16 protein-coding genes are annotated in these 16,075 nt (G+C 67.2%); 7 read left to right on the top strand and 9 right to left on the bottom strand.

The features are described from left to right. Window positions 1–8 precede the first annotated feature (8 nt). The gene (locus CFB34_RS04450) at window positions 9–2,087 is read right to left on the bottom strand and encodes a carbon starvation CstA family protein (protein ID WP_089428804.1); all 2,079 of its coding nucleotides are present in this window, start codon (window positions 2,085–2,087) and stop codon (window positions 9–11) included. A 269-nt stretch (window positions 2,088–2,356) separates the two neighbouring features. Between CFB34_RS04450 and dapF the strand changes: the two genes are divergently transcribed. Beyond that, entirely contained in the window at window positions 2,357–3,187 is an 831-nt protein-coding gene (gene dapF, locus CFB34_RS04445) for a diaminopimelate epimerase (protein ID WP_089441387.1), read from the top strand. 92 nt (window positions 3,188–3,279) lie between these two features. Here dapF and CFB34_RS04440 read toward each other — a convergent pair whose 3' ends face one another. From CFB34_RS04440 to CFB34_RS04430, 3 genes are all read right to left on the bottom strand, one after another. After that, the gene (locus CFB34_RS04440) at window positions 3,280–3,708 is read right to left on the bottom strand and encodes a PRC-barrel domain-containing protein (RefSeq protein WP_046548755.1); all 429 of its coding nucleotides are present in this window, start codon (window positions 3,706–3,708) and stop codon (window positions 3,280–3,282) included. Window positions 3,709–3,933: 225 nt separating this feature from the next. Beyond that, the gene (locus CFB34_RS04435; RefSeq protein ID WP_089441386.1) at window positions 3,934–5,064 is read right to left on the bottom strand and encodes a 3-deoxy-7-phosphoheptulonate synthase; all 1,131 of its coding nucleotides are present in this window, start codon (window positions 5,062–5,064) and stop codon (window positions 3,934–3,936) included. 194 nt (window positions 5,065–5,258) lie between these two features. Beyond that, entirely contained in the window at window positions 5,259–6,575 is a 1,317-nt protein-coding gene (locus CFB34_RS04430; protein ID WP_089441385.1) for a lipase family protein, read from the bottom strand. Window positions 6,576–6,977: 402 nt separating this feature from the next. On the opposite strand from CFB34_RS04430, the gene CFB34_RS04425 reads away from it, so the two are divergent. Genes CFB34_RS04425 through CFB34_RS04415 form a run of 3 tightly spaced genes read left to right on the top strand, consistent with a single transcriptional unit; the run spans window position 6,978 to window position 9,249 of the window. Continuing rightward, window positions 6,978–7,532, top strand: a complete 555-nt coding sequence (locus CFB34_RS04425; protein ID WP_089441384.1) for a hypothetical protein — start codon at window positions 6,978–6,980, stop codon at window positions 7,530–7,532. Continuing rightward, entirely contained in the window at window positions 7,532–7,984 is a 453-nt protein-coding gene (locus CFB34_RS04420) for a hypothetical protein (protein WP_242808561.1), read from the top strand. The genes CFB34_RS04425 and CFB34_RS04420 overlap by 1 nt, the downstream gene beginning before the upstream one ends. After that, on the top strand, window positions 7,984–9,249 hold the full coding sequence (locus CFB34_RS04415) for a hypothetical protein (RefSeq protein WP_089441590.1): 1,266 nt from the start codon (window positions 7,984–7,986) through the stop codon (window positions 9,247–9,249). Before CFB34_RS04420 ends, CFB34_RS04415 begins: the two co-directional genes overlap by 1 nt. A 91-nt stretch (window positions 9,250–9,340) precedes the next feature. Here CFB34_RS04415 and CFB34_RS04410 read toward each other — a convergent pair whose 3' ends face one another. After that, a complete protein-coding gene (locus tag CFB34_RS04410) occupies window positions 9,341–10,045 on the bottom strand; it encodes a YceH family protein (protein WP_089441383.1) in 705 nt (234 codons plus the stop codon). 384 nt (window positions 10,046–10,429) lie between these two features. Between CFB34_RS04410 and CFB34_RS04405 the strand changes: the two genes are divergently transcribed. Continuing rightward, entirely contained in the window at window positions 10,430–11,194 is a 765-nt protein-coding gene (locus CFB34_RS04405) for an SDR family oxidoreductase (protein ID WP_089441382.1), read from the top strand. Window positions 11,195–11,242: 48 nt separating this feature from the next. On the opposite strand, the gene CFB34_RS04400 is transcribed toward CFB34_RS04405, so the two are convergent. The 3 genes from CFB34_RS04400 to CFB34_RS04390 are packed head-to-tail and all read right to left on the bottom strand — an operon-like array spanning window position 11,243 to window position 13,676. Further along, complete coding sequence (locus tag CFB34_RS04400; protein ID WP_089441381.1) at window positions 11,243–11,950, bottom strand: MOSC domain-containing protein; 708 nt, start codon at window positions 11,948–11,950, stop codon at window positions 11,243–11,245. After that, the gene (locus CFB34_RS04395) at window positions 11,947–12,843 is read right to left on the bottom strand and encodes a dihydrodipicolinate synthase family protein (protein WP_089441380.1); all 897 of its coding nucleotides are present in this window, start codon (window positions 12,841–12,843) and stop codon (window positions 11,947–11,949) included. The genes CFB34_RS04400 and CFB34_RS04395 overlap by 4 nt, the downstream gene beginning before the upstream one ends. A gap of 50 nt (window positions 12,844–12,893) precedes the next feature. Further along, window positions 12,894–13,676: an aldolase gene (locus CFB34_RS04390; protein ID WP_089441379.1), complete on the bottom strand. Its 783-nt coding sequence runs from the start codon at window positions 13,674–13,676 to the stop codon at window positions 12,894–12,896. A 133-nt stretch (window positions 13,677–13,809) separates the two neighbouring features. Between CFB34_RS04390 and CFB34_RS04385 the strand changes: the two genes are divergently transcribed. Beyond that, a complete protein-coding gene (locus CFB34_RS04385) occupies window positions 13,810–14,352 on the top strand; it encodes an XRE family transcriptional regulator (protein WP_011353691.1) in 543 nt (180 codons plus the stop codon). Window positions 14,353–14,382: 30 nt separating this feature from the next. Next, entirely contained in the window at window positions 14,383–15,120 is a 738-nt protein-coding gene (hutC, locus tag CFB34_RS04380) for a histidine utilization repressor (RefSeq protein ID WP_069252748.1), read from the top strand. Window positions 15,121–15,202: 82 nt separating this feature from the next. On the opposite strand, the gene CFB34_RS04375 is transcribed toward hutC, so the two are convergent. Further along, window positions 15,203–16,051 carry a phytanoyl-CoA dioxygenase family protein gene (locus CFB34_RS04375; RefSeq protein WP_089441378.1) on the bottom strand — a complete coding sequence of 283 codons (849 nt, stop codon included), beginning with the start codon at window positions 16,049–16,051 and terminating at the stop codon, window positions 15,203–15,205. Between the last annotated feature and the right edge of the window lie 24 nt (window positions 16,052–16,075).

Raw genomic sequence — 16,075 nt, 5'->3', positions numbered from 1 at the left:
GCCTCCCCTTAACGTCCGCTGCCGAGCGCCTGCGCGGCCGGCATCGCTTCGTACGGCGTCTCGCGCACCGTCGGCTTCGACTCGCGGCGCGCGCGCAGCACGGCGATCACGCCGTACACCGCGATCGCCACGACGACGAAGATGAACAGCCCGGCCAGCGCTGCATCGATGTAGTCGTTGAAGATGATCCGCTTCATCTGCGCGATCGACTTCGCCGGCGCGAGCACCTTGCCTTCGTCCACCGCGGCCTGCAGCTTCGCGGCGTGCGCGAGGAAGCTGACCTTCGGGTTCGCGTCGAAAATCTTCTGCCAGCCGGCGGTCAGCGTGCAGATCAGCAGCCACACGGTCGGCACGATCGTCACCCACGCATAGCGCTCGCGCTTCATCTTGAACAGCACGACGGTGCCGAGCACCAGTGCGATCGCGGCGAGCATCTGGTTCGAGATGCCGAACAGCGGCCACAGCGTGTTGATGCCGCCGAGCGGATCCACCACGCCCTGGTACAGGAAGTAGCCCCACGCGGCCACGCACAGCGCGGTGGCGACCAGGTTCGCGGGCAGCGACTCGGTGCGCTTGAGCGCCGGGTGGAACGTGCCGAGCAGGTCCTGCAGCATGAAGCGGCCCGCGCGCGTGCCGGCGTCGACGGCCGTCAGGATGAACAGCGCCTCGAACAGGATCGCGAAGTGATACCAGAACGCCATCATCGCTTCGCCGCCGATCACCTGGTGCAGGATGTGCGCCATGCCGACGGCCAGCGTCGGCGCGCCGCCTGCCCGCGCGATGATCGTCGTTTCGCCGACGGCCTTCGCGGTCTGCGTCAGCATGTCGGGCGTCAGCACGAAGCCCCATTGCGTGACGGTGTTGGCCACCGCTTCCGGCGTCGAGCCGAGCACGGCGGCCGGTGCGTTCATCGCGAAGTAGATGCCCGGTTCGATCACGCAGGCAGCGACCAGCGCCATGATCGCGACGAACGATTCCATCAGCATCGCGCCGTAGCCGATGAAGCGCGCGTTGGTTTCGTTGTCGATCAGCTTCGGCGTCGTGCCCGACGAGATCAGCGCGTGGAAGCCCGACACGGCACCGCACGCGATCGTGATGAACAGGAACGGGAACAGGTTGCCCGACCACACCGGGCCCGTGCCGTCGACGAACTTCGTCAGCGCCGGCATCTTCAGTTCCGGCGCGACGACCAGGATGCCGATCGCGAGGCCGAGGATCGTGCCGATCTTCAGGAAGGTCGACAGGTAGTCGCGCGGCGCGAGCAGCAGCCACACCGGCAGCACCGACGCGACGAAGCCGTAGCCGATCAGGATCCACGTGAGCTGCGTGCCCGTGAACGTGAACCATGCGGCGAGCGTCGGCGAATCGTGCACGTGCTGGCCGAACGCGATCGATGCCATCAGCAGCACGAAGCCGATGATCGACACTTCGCCGATGCGGCCCGGACGGATGTAGCGCGTGTAGACGCCCATGAACAGCGCGATCGGAATCGTCGCGGCGACGGTGAACGTGCCCCACGGCGAATTCGTCAGCGCCTTCACGACGATCAGCGCGAGCACCGCGAGGATGATCACCATGATCAGGAACGCGCCGAACAGCGCGATCACGCCGGGCACCGTGCCGAGCTCCATCTTGACGAGATCGCCGAGCGAGCGGCCGTCGCGGCGCGTCGAGATGAACAGCACGATGAAGTCCTGCACCGCGCCGGCGAACACGACGCCGGCCAGGATCCACAGCATGCCGGGCGTGTAGCCCATCTGCGCGGCGAGCACGGGCCCGACGAGCGGGCCGGCGCCGGCGATCGCGGCGAAGTGATGGCCGAACAGCACGTACTTGTTGGTCGGCACGTAGTCGAGGCCGTCGTTGTACTTGACGGCCGGCGTCATCCGCAGCCCGTCGAGCTGCATGACCTTGCTGGCGATGAAACGGCTGTAGAAGCGATACGCGATCAGATACACGCAGACTGCGGCGATCACGATCCAGAGGGCACTGACGCGCTCGCCGTGTGCGAGTGCGATCGTGCCGAACGCGAACGCGCCGAGCAGCGCGACCGCGATCCAGAGCAGGGTACTGGAAGCCCGATTCATGGCGTCTCCTGGTCTCCAATGTGTTTTTGAGTGGATGCGGCGAGGGGCCGAACCCGCGTGACGTCGATGCGTCGTGCCGCAGCCTCGCAGAGGTCGCGGCGATGGGCCGTAGTATTCCGCGCGACCGGGGCGGCTTACAAGCGGATAACTACGTATGTGGGGCTACGTAGAATTACGTAGATGTGCGGCGCGAGCACGGCGTCGTGCGGCGATTGATCGCGAACGGCGAGCCACGTACAGTGTTCGCCTGCCTCCCTTCCGGAACTGTCATGCCGATCGGATTTCAGAAGATGAACGCGAATGGCGACGACTTCGCCATCGTCGACCTGCGCGGTCAGGATCAGGATCAAGCGCACCACATCACCCCCGATCTGGTGCGGCGCATGGGCGACCGGCGTTTCGGCATCGGCTTCAACCAGCTCGCGATCGTGTCGGACTGCGACGACGCGGCGGCCCGCGTCGCGTTCTGGAACGCGGACGGCTCGCCGCTCGACACCTGCGGCAGCGCGACGCGCGGCGTCGCGTGGCAACTGATGCGGGAAACCGGCCTGTCGTCGCTCGTGCTGCAGACTCCCCGCGGGTATCTCGTGTGCTCGACGGAGGCGAACGGCCTGATCACCGTCGAGATGGGCAGCCCGCTCACCGGCTGGCGGGACGTGCCGCTCGCCGAGGCACTCGACACCCTCGCGCTGCCGCTGCCCGGCGCGCCGGCCGCGTGCAACATGGGCAATCCGCACTGCACCTTCTTCGTCGGCGATCTCGGCACGATCGATGTCGCGGCGCTCGGCCCGGCCATCGAGACGCATCCGCTGTTTCCGCAGAAAACCAACGTGCATTTCGTTCAGGTCATCGATCGCACGCATATTCGCCTGCGCATCTGGGAGCGCGGCGGCGGCGTGCCGCTCGGTTCGGGATCGTGTTCGTGCGGGGCGGTCGTCAATGGCATCCGGCGCGGGCTGCTGGATGCGTCGGTGCGGGTCGAATGCGACGGCGGCGACGTGACTGTGCGTTGGGATGGCGTCGGTAGCGTGCTGTTAAGCGGGCCAGTCGTGTTCGGGTTCAGCGGAAACTGGCTGGGCGAGCAAACGCCCGCGGCCTGAGTGTCCGGACCGACGCGCGAGCCTCTCGGGCGTGCGGCCGGCCGGGCCAAGCCCGGCGCGTTGCACGCCGGGCCGAGCAAATCAACGTTTGCTCAGTGCTTGTCGTCGAGCTTCTTCGGCTTCGGCGGCGACGGCACCTTCGCGTACTGGAACGCGGGCGTCGCCTTCAGCGCATCCTTCGTCGCGCCCGGCAGGTAGATGTTGCCGTTGCGCACGTCGAGCGACGCGATCGGCACCGCGACGTCGTGCGCGGCCACGCCGAGGAAGCCGCCGGCCGACACGATCGCCGCCGATACCGAGCCGTCCGGTGCGACGATCAGGTCGCGCACGGTGCCGACCTTCTGGTTCTCGTCGTTGTAGACGGCCTTGCCGAGCACGCTCTTCTTCACGCTCCAGCCTTCGAGCAGCGCCTGCGATTGCTCGACGGTCACGCTGATCGGCTGCGCACCCGCGATCTGCGCGTGTGCGCTGACGCTCGAGGCGAGGACGGTTGCTGCGATGAGGGTCTTGTAGAAAGCCATGCTGTTATGCACTCCGGTGAATTGTTGTCGGTGTCGGCGGCCGGCCAAGCCGCCTCCGTGCATGCGTCGCGTGAAACGGAAAGGCCTTTGTACGACGCATCACACCGGCCCATGTTAGCGCCACTCGCGAAACGCTGCATCGAACGCGATGACGCAGCCGCTGTCAGGCGCCTCTTGCCATGGCGACATTACGGACACCGCAGCGAATCGCGTACATCGCCCTCGTCACGCGCTGCGCGACTGCGCGCGCCGTTGCCGCACCGCCTCCGCCAACACGTCGAGCACCGGCTCCGTCTGCGTCCAGCTCAGGCACGCATCCGTGATCGACACACCATACTTCAGCGGCACGCCCGGCTTCAGGTCCTGGCGCCCGGCCTCGAGATGGCTCTCGACCATCACGCCGACGATCCGCTGCTCGCCTTGCGACAACTGCCGCGCGAGATCCTGAGCGACCTCGATCTGCCGCTCGTGCGACTTGTTCGAGTTCGCGTGCGAGCAATCGACCATCACCTGCTCGCGCAACCCGGCCTTGCGCAGCACCGCGCAGCTCGCCTCGACATGCTCGGCGTCGTAGTTCGGGCCGTTCTTGCCGCCGCGCAGGATCACGTGCGCGTCATCGTTGCCGCGCGTCTCGAAGATCGCGGCCATCCCCATCTTCGTCATCCCCATGAACGCATGGCTCGCGGCTGCTGCGACGATCGCGTCGGACGCGACCTGCACGCCGCCGTCGGTGCCGTTCTTGAAGCCGATCGGGCAGCTGAGGCCCGACGCGAGCTGGCGATGGCTCTGGCTCTCGGTCGTGCGCGCGCCGATCGCGCCCCACGCGATCAGGTCGGCGATGTACTGCGGGCTCAGCAGGTCGAGGAATTCGGTCGACGCCGGCAGGCCCAGCGCGTTGATGTCGAGCAGCAGTTGGCGCGCGGCGCGCAGCCCTTCGTTGATGCGGAAGCTGCCGTCGAGGCGCGGATCGTTGATGTAGCCCTTCCAGCCGACCGTCGTGCGCGGCTTCTCGAAGTAGACGCGCATCGTGATCAGCAGGTCGTCCTTCAGCGCATCGGCGGCGATCTTCAGGCGGCGCGCGTAGTCGAGCGCCTGGTCGTGATCGTGGATCGAGCACGGACCGACGACGAGCAGCAGCCGGTCGTCGCGGCCGTGCAGGATGTCGCCGATCGCGCGGCGCGTATCCTCGACGAGCGTCTGCGTGGCGGCCGGCACCGGTAGTTCGTCCAGCAGCAGCGCCGGCGAAATCAGCGGGCGCACGGCGCCGATGCGGACGTCGTCGATGCGCGTGGTGTCCTGCGTCGCGTCGGCGCTGCCTACCTCGCGATCGTGGGAAGGATTGTCGAGGTTCTGCATGGTGATTCTCCGGGGGGACGTCTGGAATGATGGGCAGGCTCGATTATGGCACCCGGACGGGACGGTGACGGGTCGCGGCGGGGGGACCGACGCGGCGGCCTTGCCGCAGCGCGACGCAGATCAAAAGCCAAAAAGAAAAAGGCGACCCGCGGAGGGTCGCCCGGCCATGTGCCGCATCACCCGCGGCGTTGCGGCTAGTGCAGCGTCTCGGGCGCCAGCGAATTGCTCGGCAGCAGCGACGTCAGCCAGCAGTTGCTCGGCGCGGCTTTCCCGTTGAAGCGGTCGTAGAGCCACGGCAGCATGCCGGCCACCCACGGCACGATCGCGCCCGCATGTTCGAGCGGATACTCGTTGTACGTGACCGGCGTGCCGCTGGCACAGAACTTCTGCGCCAGCGCGCGCACGTCGTACGCCATCATCACGCCATCGCCCACCTGGCTGCTGAACGTGCCGTCCAGCGCGCCCGCCGTGCCCTGGCCGATGAACATCGGGATCGTCGGCGAGGCGGCCAGCCCCGCATTCACCTTGTTCGCATACGTCACGTACACGGGAATGCTGTTGATGTCGTTCGCGTATTGCGGCTTGAACAGCGTGCCCCAGCGCAGCCCCGTGTACTTCGGCAGGATGTAGGCGAGCGACTGGCTCTGGATGTCCTTGAACACGGCGACGCCGGTATCGCTGAGATAGGGCGTCAGGTCGAAGCCGTAGCCGCGCGACAGCCCGGCCAGCGCGGCCGCGGCCACGCCGCCCCACACGATGCTGCCGTCGACGTAGCGCAGGTTGTGCGCGGGATCGACCAGCACGCCGCCTTCCGCCGCGCCGACGAGCTGCCTGTTGATCTCGGGCGCATAGCTCGGCGCGAGCTGCGCGGCCCAGTTCGTCGCGATCGCGCCGCCGGAATAGCCGATCATCGCGACCTTGCTCGACGGGTTCAAGCCCGTGGACGGCGTATTGAGCGCCGCGCGGATCGAATCGAGCGTCGTCATCCCGTATTCGGGGCCGGCGGCGAAATCGGCCGTCTGGCCTTCCGTGTCGGGCACGATGACGTTGTAGCCGAGCAGCAGCAGCGTCGACAGCGGAATCGATTCCGCGCTGTAGAGCAGCGTGCCGACGTTGATGACCTTGGTCACGTCACGATCGCCGGCGATCACCTGCGACGGCTCGTCGTACGGGTTCAGCGAATCGTAGGCCGACTGGTACGAGATGGCCTGGCCGTTGCTGACCGGGCTCCGGATCACGGACGTCACGTTGACGACCGGCTGGTTCAGCGCGTTAAGGGTGCGATACAGCAACTGCTGCGCGGTCAGCGTGGTGGGGATGCCGGCCACGTGATAGGTGACGTTGCGCGTCTTGAGCACCGTGCCCGGTGGAATCGATGCCAACGGCGTGGTGCCGGTGTACGTGTAGAACGGGTCGGATAGGGTCGGCGCGGCGGCGCTGGCTGCCGGCGCGGTAATGGCCAACGTGGCGGACATCGCTGCCGCGGCCATCATGAAACGTCTCGAGGACATGGTGGGGGCCCCTGGGATAACCTGCTTTCATCGAAGGAAGTTCGGCGGTATTGCAGACCATCGCGTGTGCCGCTTCAAAACGGTTTCCGAGCCATCGACTGTCTCCTGTGAATGAGTAATCCGGCCTGTTCTGAACCTTTAATTTTTAGTAGGACTACAAACTGGATGAATTGAAGCACAACGAGCGCGCGCTCGACGGGCGATTTCGATTGTTTGAAGGTAAACGTCTAAATCGGTTGCGCGCGATGCGGGTTGCGCAGGCCATTCGGCCGACTGTCCGCGTGTTGCCGAAGTGCCGTACGATCACGGCTGTCCGGTACCGCAGGCCACGTCGTGCGATGCCGGCCGCGCCGCACACCGGCTGTCTGCAACGATCGCTCCCTGCCCAACCGATACGCCACGATGACCGTCTCCGAACTGCTCCACGCCATCCGCCAACCGTATGCCGACCTGCTCGCGAAAGCGGCGGCGCAACCGGCCGTGATCGTCGAACCGGCCTACCGGCGGGCCGACGGCACGCTCGCCACCGAAGGGGCGCTCGCGTTGCCGTGCCGGGCCGACCTCATCGCGACCGAAGGCAAATCGGCGGGCCAGCCGGCGATGGTCGATTCCGCCACGCAGCTGGCGTTCGAGCCGTTGGAATTCGACCTCGAAACAGCGGCCGTGTCGATCCGCCCGTTCGTGTGGGACTGGGCCGCGATCGAGGCCGGCGGTCTCGACGAAAGCGCGGCCGTCGACGCGTTCAAAGCGTGGTTCTTCGCGTGGTTCGATGTCGACGACGAGAACACGCCGGCCGAAGACGGCCTGCACGGCATCGCTCATTACCTGTCGGAACCGGTTCGCACGGAACACGGGTGGCGCGTCAATGCGGATCTCGGCTCCGCGCCCGGGACGGCCGTCGAGGATCTGCTGTTCAGGCTCGTCGATGCAGGCGCGACGCGGATCGTGCTAGGTTGATGCCGCACTTCATTCTTCACCGGCTCATCATGAAAAAAATCCTTGCCGCCCTGCTGCTCTGCGCGTCGCTGCCCGTGTTCGCCAAGGTCTCCACCGAGGTGTACTGCTTCAAGTCGGACGGCGACAAACCCGTGCGCTTCGAGATGCGAACCTACTACGACGACGCCGTCGACTGGTCGGGCGGCATGGTCCGCTACGCGAAAGCGAAAACAGCGCTGCCGCTGGTGGTCGAGCACGTGGACGAGGAAGTGCTCGCCGAGGGGCGCCCGCACCAGTTCACGACGACCTGGGTCGAGATGGTCGACGGCAGGATCAACGGACGGTACGAGATGATGTCGCAGGGCGCGATGATCTATTCGATGACCTATACCAGCGCGCGCACCGGCAAGCAGACCGCGTTCGGCAGAGTACTGGACATCGACGCGTCCGAACAAACCGGGTGCCGCTGGTGATGCGCCCGCTGACCTGGATCGTGCTGGTGATGATCGCGCTGCGCGCGGGCTGTGTCGATGCCGCGCCGCGCACGGTCTATGAAGGAACGCTGCAAGGCGCCGGCGCCGTCGTGATGGAACTCGACGATCGCCCGGCTGCGGATGGTTCGATCTCGGGCCGCTACTTCTATGCGCAGCACGGCATCGACATTCCGCTGCACGGCACGCCCGCGGAATTGACCGAGCCGCTCGTGCGAACGCAGTTGCCGGACGACGCGCGCACGCCATTGGGATTCCGCGAGCAGGCCAATTTCGATCACGCCGCGGCCACCTGGCAGGGCACGCGGGACAAGGCCGGCTATCGCGGCCGCTGGACCGATGCGCGCTCCGGCAAGACGCGCAGCTTCACGCTGCGGCGCGTTGCGGAGTACGATCCCGACGCGGTTGCGCCCGGTGCCGTCGAAGCCGTCACCAACAGCATCGCCGGCGGCGTCGGCAGCGGTATCGCAAGCGGCGTGGTCATCGACATGCGGCAGGCGCCTTATGCCACGCTGAAGCTTGCCGGGCACGCGCAGCCGGCCGGCCCCGAGATCGGCGACGGCACCGTTGCGTACCGGATGTGGAGCGACCCGCGCACGAAGCTCATGTATCCGCGTCTGAGCCGCCATCCCGATCCGACGGTCATGGCACGGGTCAACCGCCTGCTCGAGCAACAGCACTGGCAGATGAATCTCGCCGCGCTCGAATGCGCGTCGACCCGCTATTCGGACGACGGGCCGGCCGCCGGTTCGCTCGGCGGCTTCGACGACGAACAGGTGAGGGTCACGTGGCTGTCACCTGCGGCACTCGGCATCGTGGAATCGGGTAGTACGTACTGCGGCGGCGCCCATCCGAACAATCACTACGATCCGGTCACGTTCGATCTGTTGCGCGGTACGTATCTCGACTGGAATCGCGTGATCGACGCGAGTGCGGCAGGCAAGGACGGCGAACCGGCAGCGAGCCCCGCGCTGGTGAACTTCATTACGCGGTTGCGTGACAAGGCCGAATCCAGCGCTCACCCGACGGACGGCGACGGCGATTCGATGGCGTGTGCTGATGTGTTCCCGCAGTATCTGGCGTTCGAATTCGATGCCCCCGGCAAGCTGTCGTTCAGCGTCTCGGGTATCGGGCACGCGATGGGCGCCTGTCTCGGGCCGCAACTCGATACGCCATTTGCGGCGCTGGCACCGATCCTGAAACCGGGCGGTTCGCGTTATCTCGTGCCAGGCGTCAAGCTGAAGTAACGCGGCGGTGCGTGGCGGTGCCCGCATCGCGCACCGGCCCGGCCGTGTGGCGACGGGGCCGGGCGATGCATACGCACCGCAGCCGCTGATGTCAGGACGCGCCTTGCGCGTCGACGTCGATGCCCAGTTCGCCGGCCATCCGCAGAACCAGCGCATTCAGCCGCGCCACTTCATCCGCGAGGCGCTTCTGTTCGGCCTTCAGCGCTTCGAATTCGGAAGGCGGCACGGAATCCGCGCCGCCGGCCTCCGCGCTCGCGAAGTCGGCCAGGTTCACTTCGCCGCACATCAGGTGCATCCAGCGGTTCTCGCGCGCGCCCGGCGCACGCGGTAGCCGGACGACGAGCGGCTGCGTGCGCGCCGCGAGTTCGTCGAGGAACGCCTCGACCGACGAGATGTCCGCGAAACCGTGCAGGCGCGCGCTGTTCAGGCGCAACTCGGCGGCCGTCTGCGGGCCGCGCAGCAGCAGGATCGTCAGCAGCGCGATCGCCTGGCTCGGAATGCCGAGCACGCGGTTCATGTTGTGCTCGAAACGCGGCACGCGGCTGCTGCTGCCTTCCATCACGATGCTCAGGTGCTTCAGTCCGTCGAGCGCGGTCGTGACCTCATCCTCGCTGACGCTCATCACCGGCGAGCGCGCGGTTTTCTGGTTGCAGCCCGCGGTCAGCGCGTTCAGCGACAGCGGATAGGTGTCCGGCACCGTGTGCTGTTTCTCGACGAGCACACCGAGAATGCGGGCCTCGAGGGGTGTGAGTTCGCGAAGGGCGCGTGGCGTGGGCGTATCCGGCGTGGTGTTCATGGTGGCGTCGCAGCGTGAAGCAGGTGAAGGGAAACGATCGCGGCCCGTCCGGCATCGCGCACGGGCGAGCCATATGATAGCTCGCGTCGCGTGGCCCGGCGCCGCGCGGCGTGCCGGCGCGCGCACTTGCCGCAGCAGGGTTTCGTCCAACGTATCGGCGAGCGGGTGCCGCGCGGCGAGGGATACGCATGGCACCGGGGATTCCGCGTTTGCACGCTGCGCAGGCGAGCGCTACGATATGCGTCACCCTGACGCCCGCGGCGCCGCGCGACCGCCTTCGCACGCAATACCACGCATCGCCCGTCACGCACGCCATGCCGCCACGCATGCGCACCGCTCGTCGACGCCGCTCATCCCGTTCACCCCTTCGACCCGCTCACCACCATGACCGCATCCTCCTCCGCACCGCACGTACGCGCCATCGTCACCGGACACACGCGCGGCCTCGGCGCGTCGCTCGCCGAACAACTGCTGCTGGAAGGCGTCGCCGTACTCGGCGTGTCGCGCAGCCGCCATCCGTCGCTCGCGTCGCAAGCCGGCGACCGCTTCGCCGAAATCGAACTCGACCTGTCGGACCCGGCGGCCGTCGCAGCCTGGCTGGCCGGCGACACGCTGCGCCGCTTCGTCGACGGCGCATCGATCGTGCTGCTGTTCAACAACGCGGGCATCGTCGACCCGATCGGCCCGCTCGCTGCGCAAGATCCGGCGATCGTCGCACGCGCGGTCGGCGTGAACGTCGCGGCGCCGCTGATGCTGTCCGCCGCGCTCGCGCAAGCGGCATCGGCCACGACCGAATGCCGGATCCTGCACGTGTCGAGCGGCGCGGCACGCAACGCATACGCGGGCTGGAGCGTCTACTGTGCGACCAAGGCCGCACTCGATCACCATGCGCGCGCAGTCGCGCTCGACGCGAACCGCGCGCTGCGGATCTGCAGCGTCGCGCCGGGCGTCGTCGATACGGGCATGCAGGCGACGATCCGCTCGACCAGCGAGGACAACTTCCCGATGCGCGAGAAATTCGACCAGCTGAAGTCGAGCGGCGCACTCGCGACGCCGGAGGCGGCCGCGCGTCAGCTGATCGGCTATGCGCTGAGCGACGCGTTCGGCTCGGTGCCGACGGCCGACGTGCGGGAACTGCCGAGCCACTGAGGCACGCGGCACGCGGCACGCGGCACGCGGCACGCGGCACGCGGCGCATCATCGCCCTTCTAGCCGCTTCGTCCAGTCTTCGACTTGCCGCTCCGTCCGGCGCCTTTCGAGCATCGTGCGCCAGGCAGGCGGCAGGTTCGGCACGTCACACAGCGCATCGAGCGCGGCCATGTCGAGCGTGCGCCGGTACAGCACGTCGAGCACCGTTGCCAGCGGCCATTCCGGGTAGCGGCGCTCATGCAGCGTCAGCACGTCGCCCGATTCCACCCAGCCTTCCTGCAGCACACGGTAGTACCAGCCGGTCCGGCCGCTTTGCTGCACGAGCGCGGCCATCCGCGGATGATCGAAGCGCGCGTTCAGCTTCCAGCACGGCTGCCGCGACTGCGACACCTGAAGCACGGCGCCGCCCAGCGTGAATACATCGCCGAGACACACGTCGCGCTCGGTCACGCCGTGCGTCGACAGGTTCTCGCCGAACGCGCCCGGTTGCGCGAGCACGTCGCGCGCGCCGATCTGCGCCGACCACCACGCATAGTGATCGTGTGCATAGTGGTGCACCGCCTTGTCAGGCCCGCCGTGATGCCGTGCATCGGCCTGCTCGTCGCCGGCGAAGCCGAGCGTACCCAGCCACAGACGCGCGCCGACCGGCTGCTTGTCGATCGCGCTGGCGTGCGGCGTGCCGGCCAGCGGCCGGCGCTTGCCGACCCGCACCGCGCCGATGGCGGCCGAGACCAGCGGTCGTGCCGTATCGCTCATGTCGTCACACCGTCGGGCAGCGTCGCGAGCAGGCGTTCGAGTTCGCGCGTGCGCGCGTCGCCGAGCGGGATCAGCGGCTTCCTCGGTTCGCCGGCATCGAAGCCGCGCAGGCGCAACCCGGCCTTCACGGTCACCGGCAATCCGCCGTTGACGATGAACTGCAGCAGCGGCAGCTGCGCATGAAAGACCGTCCTCGCGCGCGCCAGGTCGCCCGCCTGCATCGCGTCGAACAGCGCCAGCGGCAACGCCGCATTCAGGTTCGGCGCGGCCGTGCACCATCCGGCCGCGCCCGCCGCAAGCGCGGCAAGCGCCATCGGATTGCTGCCGTTGTAGAACGGAATCGCGCCGTCGCTCAACTGCGCGAGCCGGTGCATCCGCCCGATGTCGCCGGTGCTCTCCTTCACCATCGTCACGTTGTCGACGGTCCGGCAGATCGTCGCGATCAGGTCGGGCGACATGTCGACGCCGCTCGTCGCGGGGTTGTTGTACAGCATGATCGGAATGCCGATGGCAGCGCCGATCGCGCGATAGTGCGCGACGATCTCGTCGTTGGCGAGCTTCCAGTACGACACCGGCAGCACCATCACCGCATCGGCGCCGGCCTGTTCGGCGAAGCGCGCGCGGCGCACCGCGCCCGCCGTGGTGAGATCGGAGATGCCGACGACGGTCGGCACGCGCCGGCGCACCGCGCGAATCGACGCGGTGGCGACCGCCTCCCATTCGGCGTCGGACAGGTACGCGCTTTCGCCGGTGCTGCCCAGCGGGGCGATCGCGTGGACGCCGTCGGCAATCAGCCGTTCAATCAGCGCTTCGAGTGTTTTCAGGTCGACGCCGCCGTCAGCGGAGAACGGCGTCACCGGGTAGGCAATGATGCCTTTCAGCAAGATGGACACGATACGTATTCCTCAATGATGATCTGGGACGAGAACGACGAATCGCCCGCTCATGCGACGCAGTCCTGATGCGTCCGCAATGCCCGGCGCGCGTAGTAGTCGAACGTCACCGCATCGCGCTTCGGCTTCGAGATCCAGTCGTGCGCTTCGCGCGCCAGCGCCGGCGGCACCGGCTTGATTTCACCGGCCGCCATCGCGAGCAGCTGCAGCTTCGCGGCCCGCTCGATCAGCAGCGCGAGAATGCACGCTTCCTCGATCGTCTTGCCGACCACGAGCTGGCCGTGATGCGACAGCAGGATCGCGCGCTTGCTGCCGAGCGCCTTCGAGATGATCTCGCCCTCCTCATTGCCGACCGGCACGCCGGGCCAGTCCTTCAAAAACGCGCAATCGTCGTACAGCGGGCAGGTATCCATGTGCGACACGACGAGCGGCTGCTCGAGCATCGACAGCGCCGCGACGTGCGCCGGATGCGTATGGATGATGCAGTTCACGTCCGGGCGCTCGCGGTAGATCCACGTATGGAACCGGTTGGCCGGATTCGGGATGCCTTCGCCGTCGACGACGTCGAGATCCTCGTTGACCCGCAGCAGATTCGCCGCCGAGATCTCGTCGAAACCGAGCCCGAGCCGCTGCGTGTAGTACGTGCCGGCGTCGCCCGCGCGGCAGGTGATCTGCCCGGCGAGGCCCGAGTCGTGACCGGCGTCGAACAGGATGCGGCACGTGAGCGCGAGCTTCTGCCGCGCGGACCAGCCGCTGTCGCCCACCGCGTCGTCCAGACGCCGCTCCGCCAGCGCGACCAGCGCCTCCTTCGTCAGATTCAGCGTTTCCGCCATGTTCATCTCCTGAATGGATCGGGTCGGTCGCGCCGTCCGCGGCCGCTTCCCTGCAACACATGACACACAATACACCACAGGACACATTGTGTCATGCGTTACAATCGGTTTTTCGAAGGACACCTGGCGCCCCATGACGATTCGCCTGAAGCTGCTCAGAAAACAGAAGGGCTGGACGCTCGACGTGCTGGCCGACGAGACGGGCCTCACCAAGAGCTACCTGTCGAAAGTCGAGCGCGGCCTGAGCGTGCCGTCGATCGCGGTCGCGCTGAAGCTGTCGAAGGCACTGAATGTCGACGTCGAGCAATTGTTCTCGGAAAGCCACAACCGCGAGCTGATCACGGTGACGCGCGCCGGCGAGCGCACGGCGATGGGTGCGGCAGCCGACAGCCAGGCCCACCGCTTCGAAAGCATCGCGGCCGGCGTCGCGCCGAAGAAGATGCTGCCGTTCGTCGTGCATCCGCCGCATGAATTCGTCGCGTCGACGTTCCGCGAGCACGAAGGCGAGGAATTCCTGTTCGTGCACAAGGGTCGCGTCGAAATCGAATTTCCGAACGAGACGGTGCAACTCAAGACCGGCGATTCAGTCTATTTCAACGCACTCATCCCGCACCGCACGCGCAGCCTCGGCACCGCGCAGGCGGAGATCCTGGTCATCGTCAGTCACGACGACTAGCATCGTCACCTTTTCGCGCAAGGATCCCCGATGGTCACGAAGGCCACCGCACCGTTCCAGCAGATCAAGACGCTCGTTCGCCAGAACGTCGAAGCGGGCGACTGGCGCCCCGGGGATCGCATCCCGTCCGAACTCGATCTCGCCGCCCAGTTCGGCGTCGCACGCATGACGGTCAACCGCGCGCTGCGCGAGCTGACCGAGGAAGGCGTGCTGAAGCGCATCGCGGGCGTCGGCACGTTCGTCGCCGAAGTGAAGCCGCAGTCGAACCTGCTGATGATCGCGCACATCCGCGACGAAATCCGCGCGCGCGGGCACGAATATCGTTGCCGCGTGCTGAGCCAGTCGAGCGAGCCCGCATCGTTCGACGTCGCGGCCGCGTTCGGCCTGCCGGTCAACACGCCGGTGTTTCACGTGGTGTGCGTGCACGAGGAAAACGGCCGCCCGATCCAGCTCGAGGATCGCTACGTGAACCCGGCCGCCGCGCCCGGCTTCATCGACCAGGATTTCCAGGTCGAACCGCCGTCCGAGTACCTGTTCAACAACGTGTCGCACGACGAACTGGAGATCGAGCACGTGGTCGATGCGTCGCTGCCGACCGGCGAACAGGCGCGGCTGCTCGACATGCGCGCCGACGAGCCGTGCCTCACGCTCACGCGCCGCACCTGGACGAACGGGCAGCCCGTCACGTTCGTGCACTTCCTGCATCCGGGCAACCGCTACCGGCTCGGCTCGCGTTTCAAGCCGGGCGCCGGACGCCACCCGACCTGATCCTGTTCCCCCCGTACAAAAGCGCGCGGCGGCCGTTTCATCAGGAAACGGCCGCCGCGTTCGTCATGCACACCCGCCCACGTCAGATCGCGCGGGCCTGCCCCGCGCCGCGCGACCACACGACCGGAAACAGCGGGTGATCGAGCGGCGCGCCGTCGGGCAATTGCTCGGCGAGCCCCGGGAAATCGGGCGACGTCTTCCAGCGGCGCGGCGCGTGACGGATATCGTCGCCGACGAAGCGGATCGAGAACGCGCGCCGACGGTTCTGCGTCCCCCCCGACGCGTGCAGCGTGAGCATCCGGAAACACACCATGTCGCCGGGCTCGAGCGCCCAATGGCGGATCGGAAACGCCGCGCGGTCGCCTTCGATGTCGGGCAGGTCAGCCAGGCTCCCTTCCGGGAACCACTTCGCTTCCTTGTCCATGAACGTGCGCGGCATCAGCCACGGCCCGAGATGCGAGCCCGCGACGAATTCCAGCGTCGATTCGAGCGGCACCGGATCGACCGGAATCCACATGCTGACGTTGTCGTCGCCTTCGATGTTGTAGTACGGCTGGTCCTGGTGCCATGGCGTGCGCTGCCGCGTGCCGGGCTCCTTCACGAGCAGGTGGTCGTGATGCAGCCGCACGTGCTCGGTGCCCATCAGCGCGGCGGCGACCGACGGCGCCGGCGAGCGCACGATGAAGTCGCGATACGCGTCGTTGTGCTGCCAGTTGCAGAAATCCTCGAAGAACCAGCCTGGATCGTCGGGCCGGCTCGCGACTTTTGCGCGCTCGCTCGGGTGCGCGAGATTCGCGTCGATGCCGGCGCGCAGCGCGGCGACTTCGTCGGGCGAGAAGATGCCCTTGATGCAGACCGCGCCTTCCTCGCGGAACGCGGCGATCAATTCGGGTGTCACGGCTTGCGCGACGCGGTCCTGGATACTCGTCATGGTGTGCCTGTCGATGGAATGAAT

This window comes from Burkholderia sp. HI4860 (assembly GCF_002223045.2).
Taxonomy (GTDB): domain Bacteria; phylum Pseudomonadota; class Gammaproteobacteria; order Burkholderiales; family Burkholderiaceae; genus Burkholderia.
This window is presented reverse-complemented; position numbering and strand designations above follow the sequence as displayed.

Excerpts from the sequence above, each read along its gene's own strand:
- CFB34_RS04415 (WP_089441590.1), top strand. The coding sequence starts at position 7,984 with ATGCGCCCGCTGACCTGGATCGTGCTGGTGATGATCGCGCTGCGCGCG.
- CFB34_RS04400 (WP_089441381.1), bottom strand. The coding sequence starts at position 11,950 with ATGAGCGATACGGCACGACCGCTGGTCTCGGCCGCCATCGGCGCGGTG.
- CFB34_RS04385 (WP_011353691.1), top strand. The coding sequence starts at position 13,810 with ATGACGATTCGCCTGAAGCTGCTCAGAAAACAGAAGGGCTGGACGCTC.
- CFB34_RS04420 (WP_242808561.1), top strand. The coding sequence starts at position 7,532 with ATGCCGCACTTCATTCTTCACCGGCTCATCATGAAAAAAATCCTTGCC.
- hutC (WP_069252748.1), top strand. The coding sequence starts at position 14,383 with ATGGTCACGAAGGCCACCGCACCGTTCCAGCAGATCAAGACGCTCGTT.
- CFB34_RS04430 (WP_089441385.1), bottom strand. The coding sequence starts at position 6,575 with ATGTCCTCGAGACGTTTCATGATGGCCGCGGCAGCGATGTCCGCCACG.
- CFB34_RS04435 (WP_089441386.1), bottom strand. The coding sequence starts at position 5,064 with ATGCAGAACCTCGACAATCCTTCCCACGATCGCGAGGTAGGCAGCGCC.
- CFB34_RS04405 (WP_089441382.1), top strand. The coding sequence starts at position 10,430 with ATGACCGCATCCTCCTCCGCACCGCACGTACGCGCCATCGTCACCGGA.
- CFB34_RS04440 (WP_046548755.1), bottom strand. The coding sequence starts at position 3,708 with ATGGCTTTCTACAAGACCCTCATCGCAGCAACCGTCCTCGCCTCGAGC.
- CFB34_RS04410 (WP_089441383.1), bottom strand. The coding sequence starts at position 10,045 with ATGAACACCACGCCGGATACGCCCACGCCACGCGCCCTTCGCGAACTC.
- CFB34_RS04375 (WP_089441378.1), bottom strand. The coding sequence starts at position 16,051 with ATGACGAGTATCCAGGACCGCGTCGCGCAAGCCGTGACACCCGAATTG.
- CFB34_RS04450 (WP_089428804.1), bottom strand. The coding sequence starts at position 2,087 with ATGAATCGGGCTTCCAGTACCCTGCTCTGGATCGCGGTCGCGCTGCTC.
- CFB34_RS04390 (WP_089441379.1), bottom strand. The coding sequence starts at position 13,676 with ATGGCGGAAACGCTGAATCTGACGAAGGAGGCGCTGGTCGCGCTGGCG.
- CFB34_RS04425 (WP_089441384.1), top strand. The coding sequence starts at position 6,978 with ATGACCGTCTCCGAACTGCTCCACGCCATCCGCCAACCGTATGCCGAC.
- dapF (WP_089441387.1), top strand. The coding sequence starts at position 2,357 with ATGCCGATCGGATTTCAGAAGATGAACGCGAATGGCGACGACTTCGCC.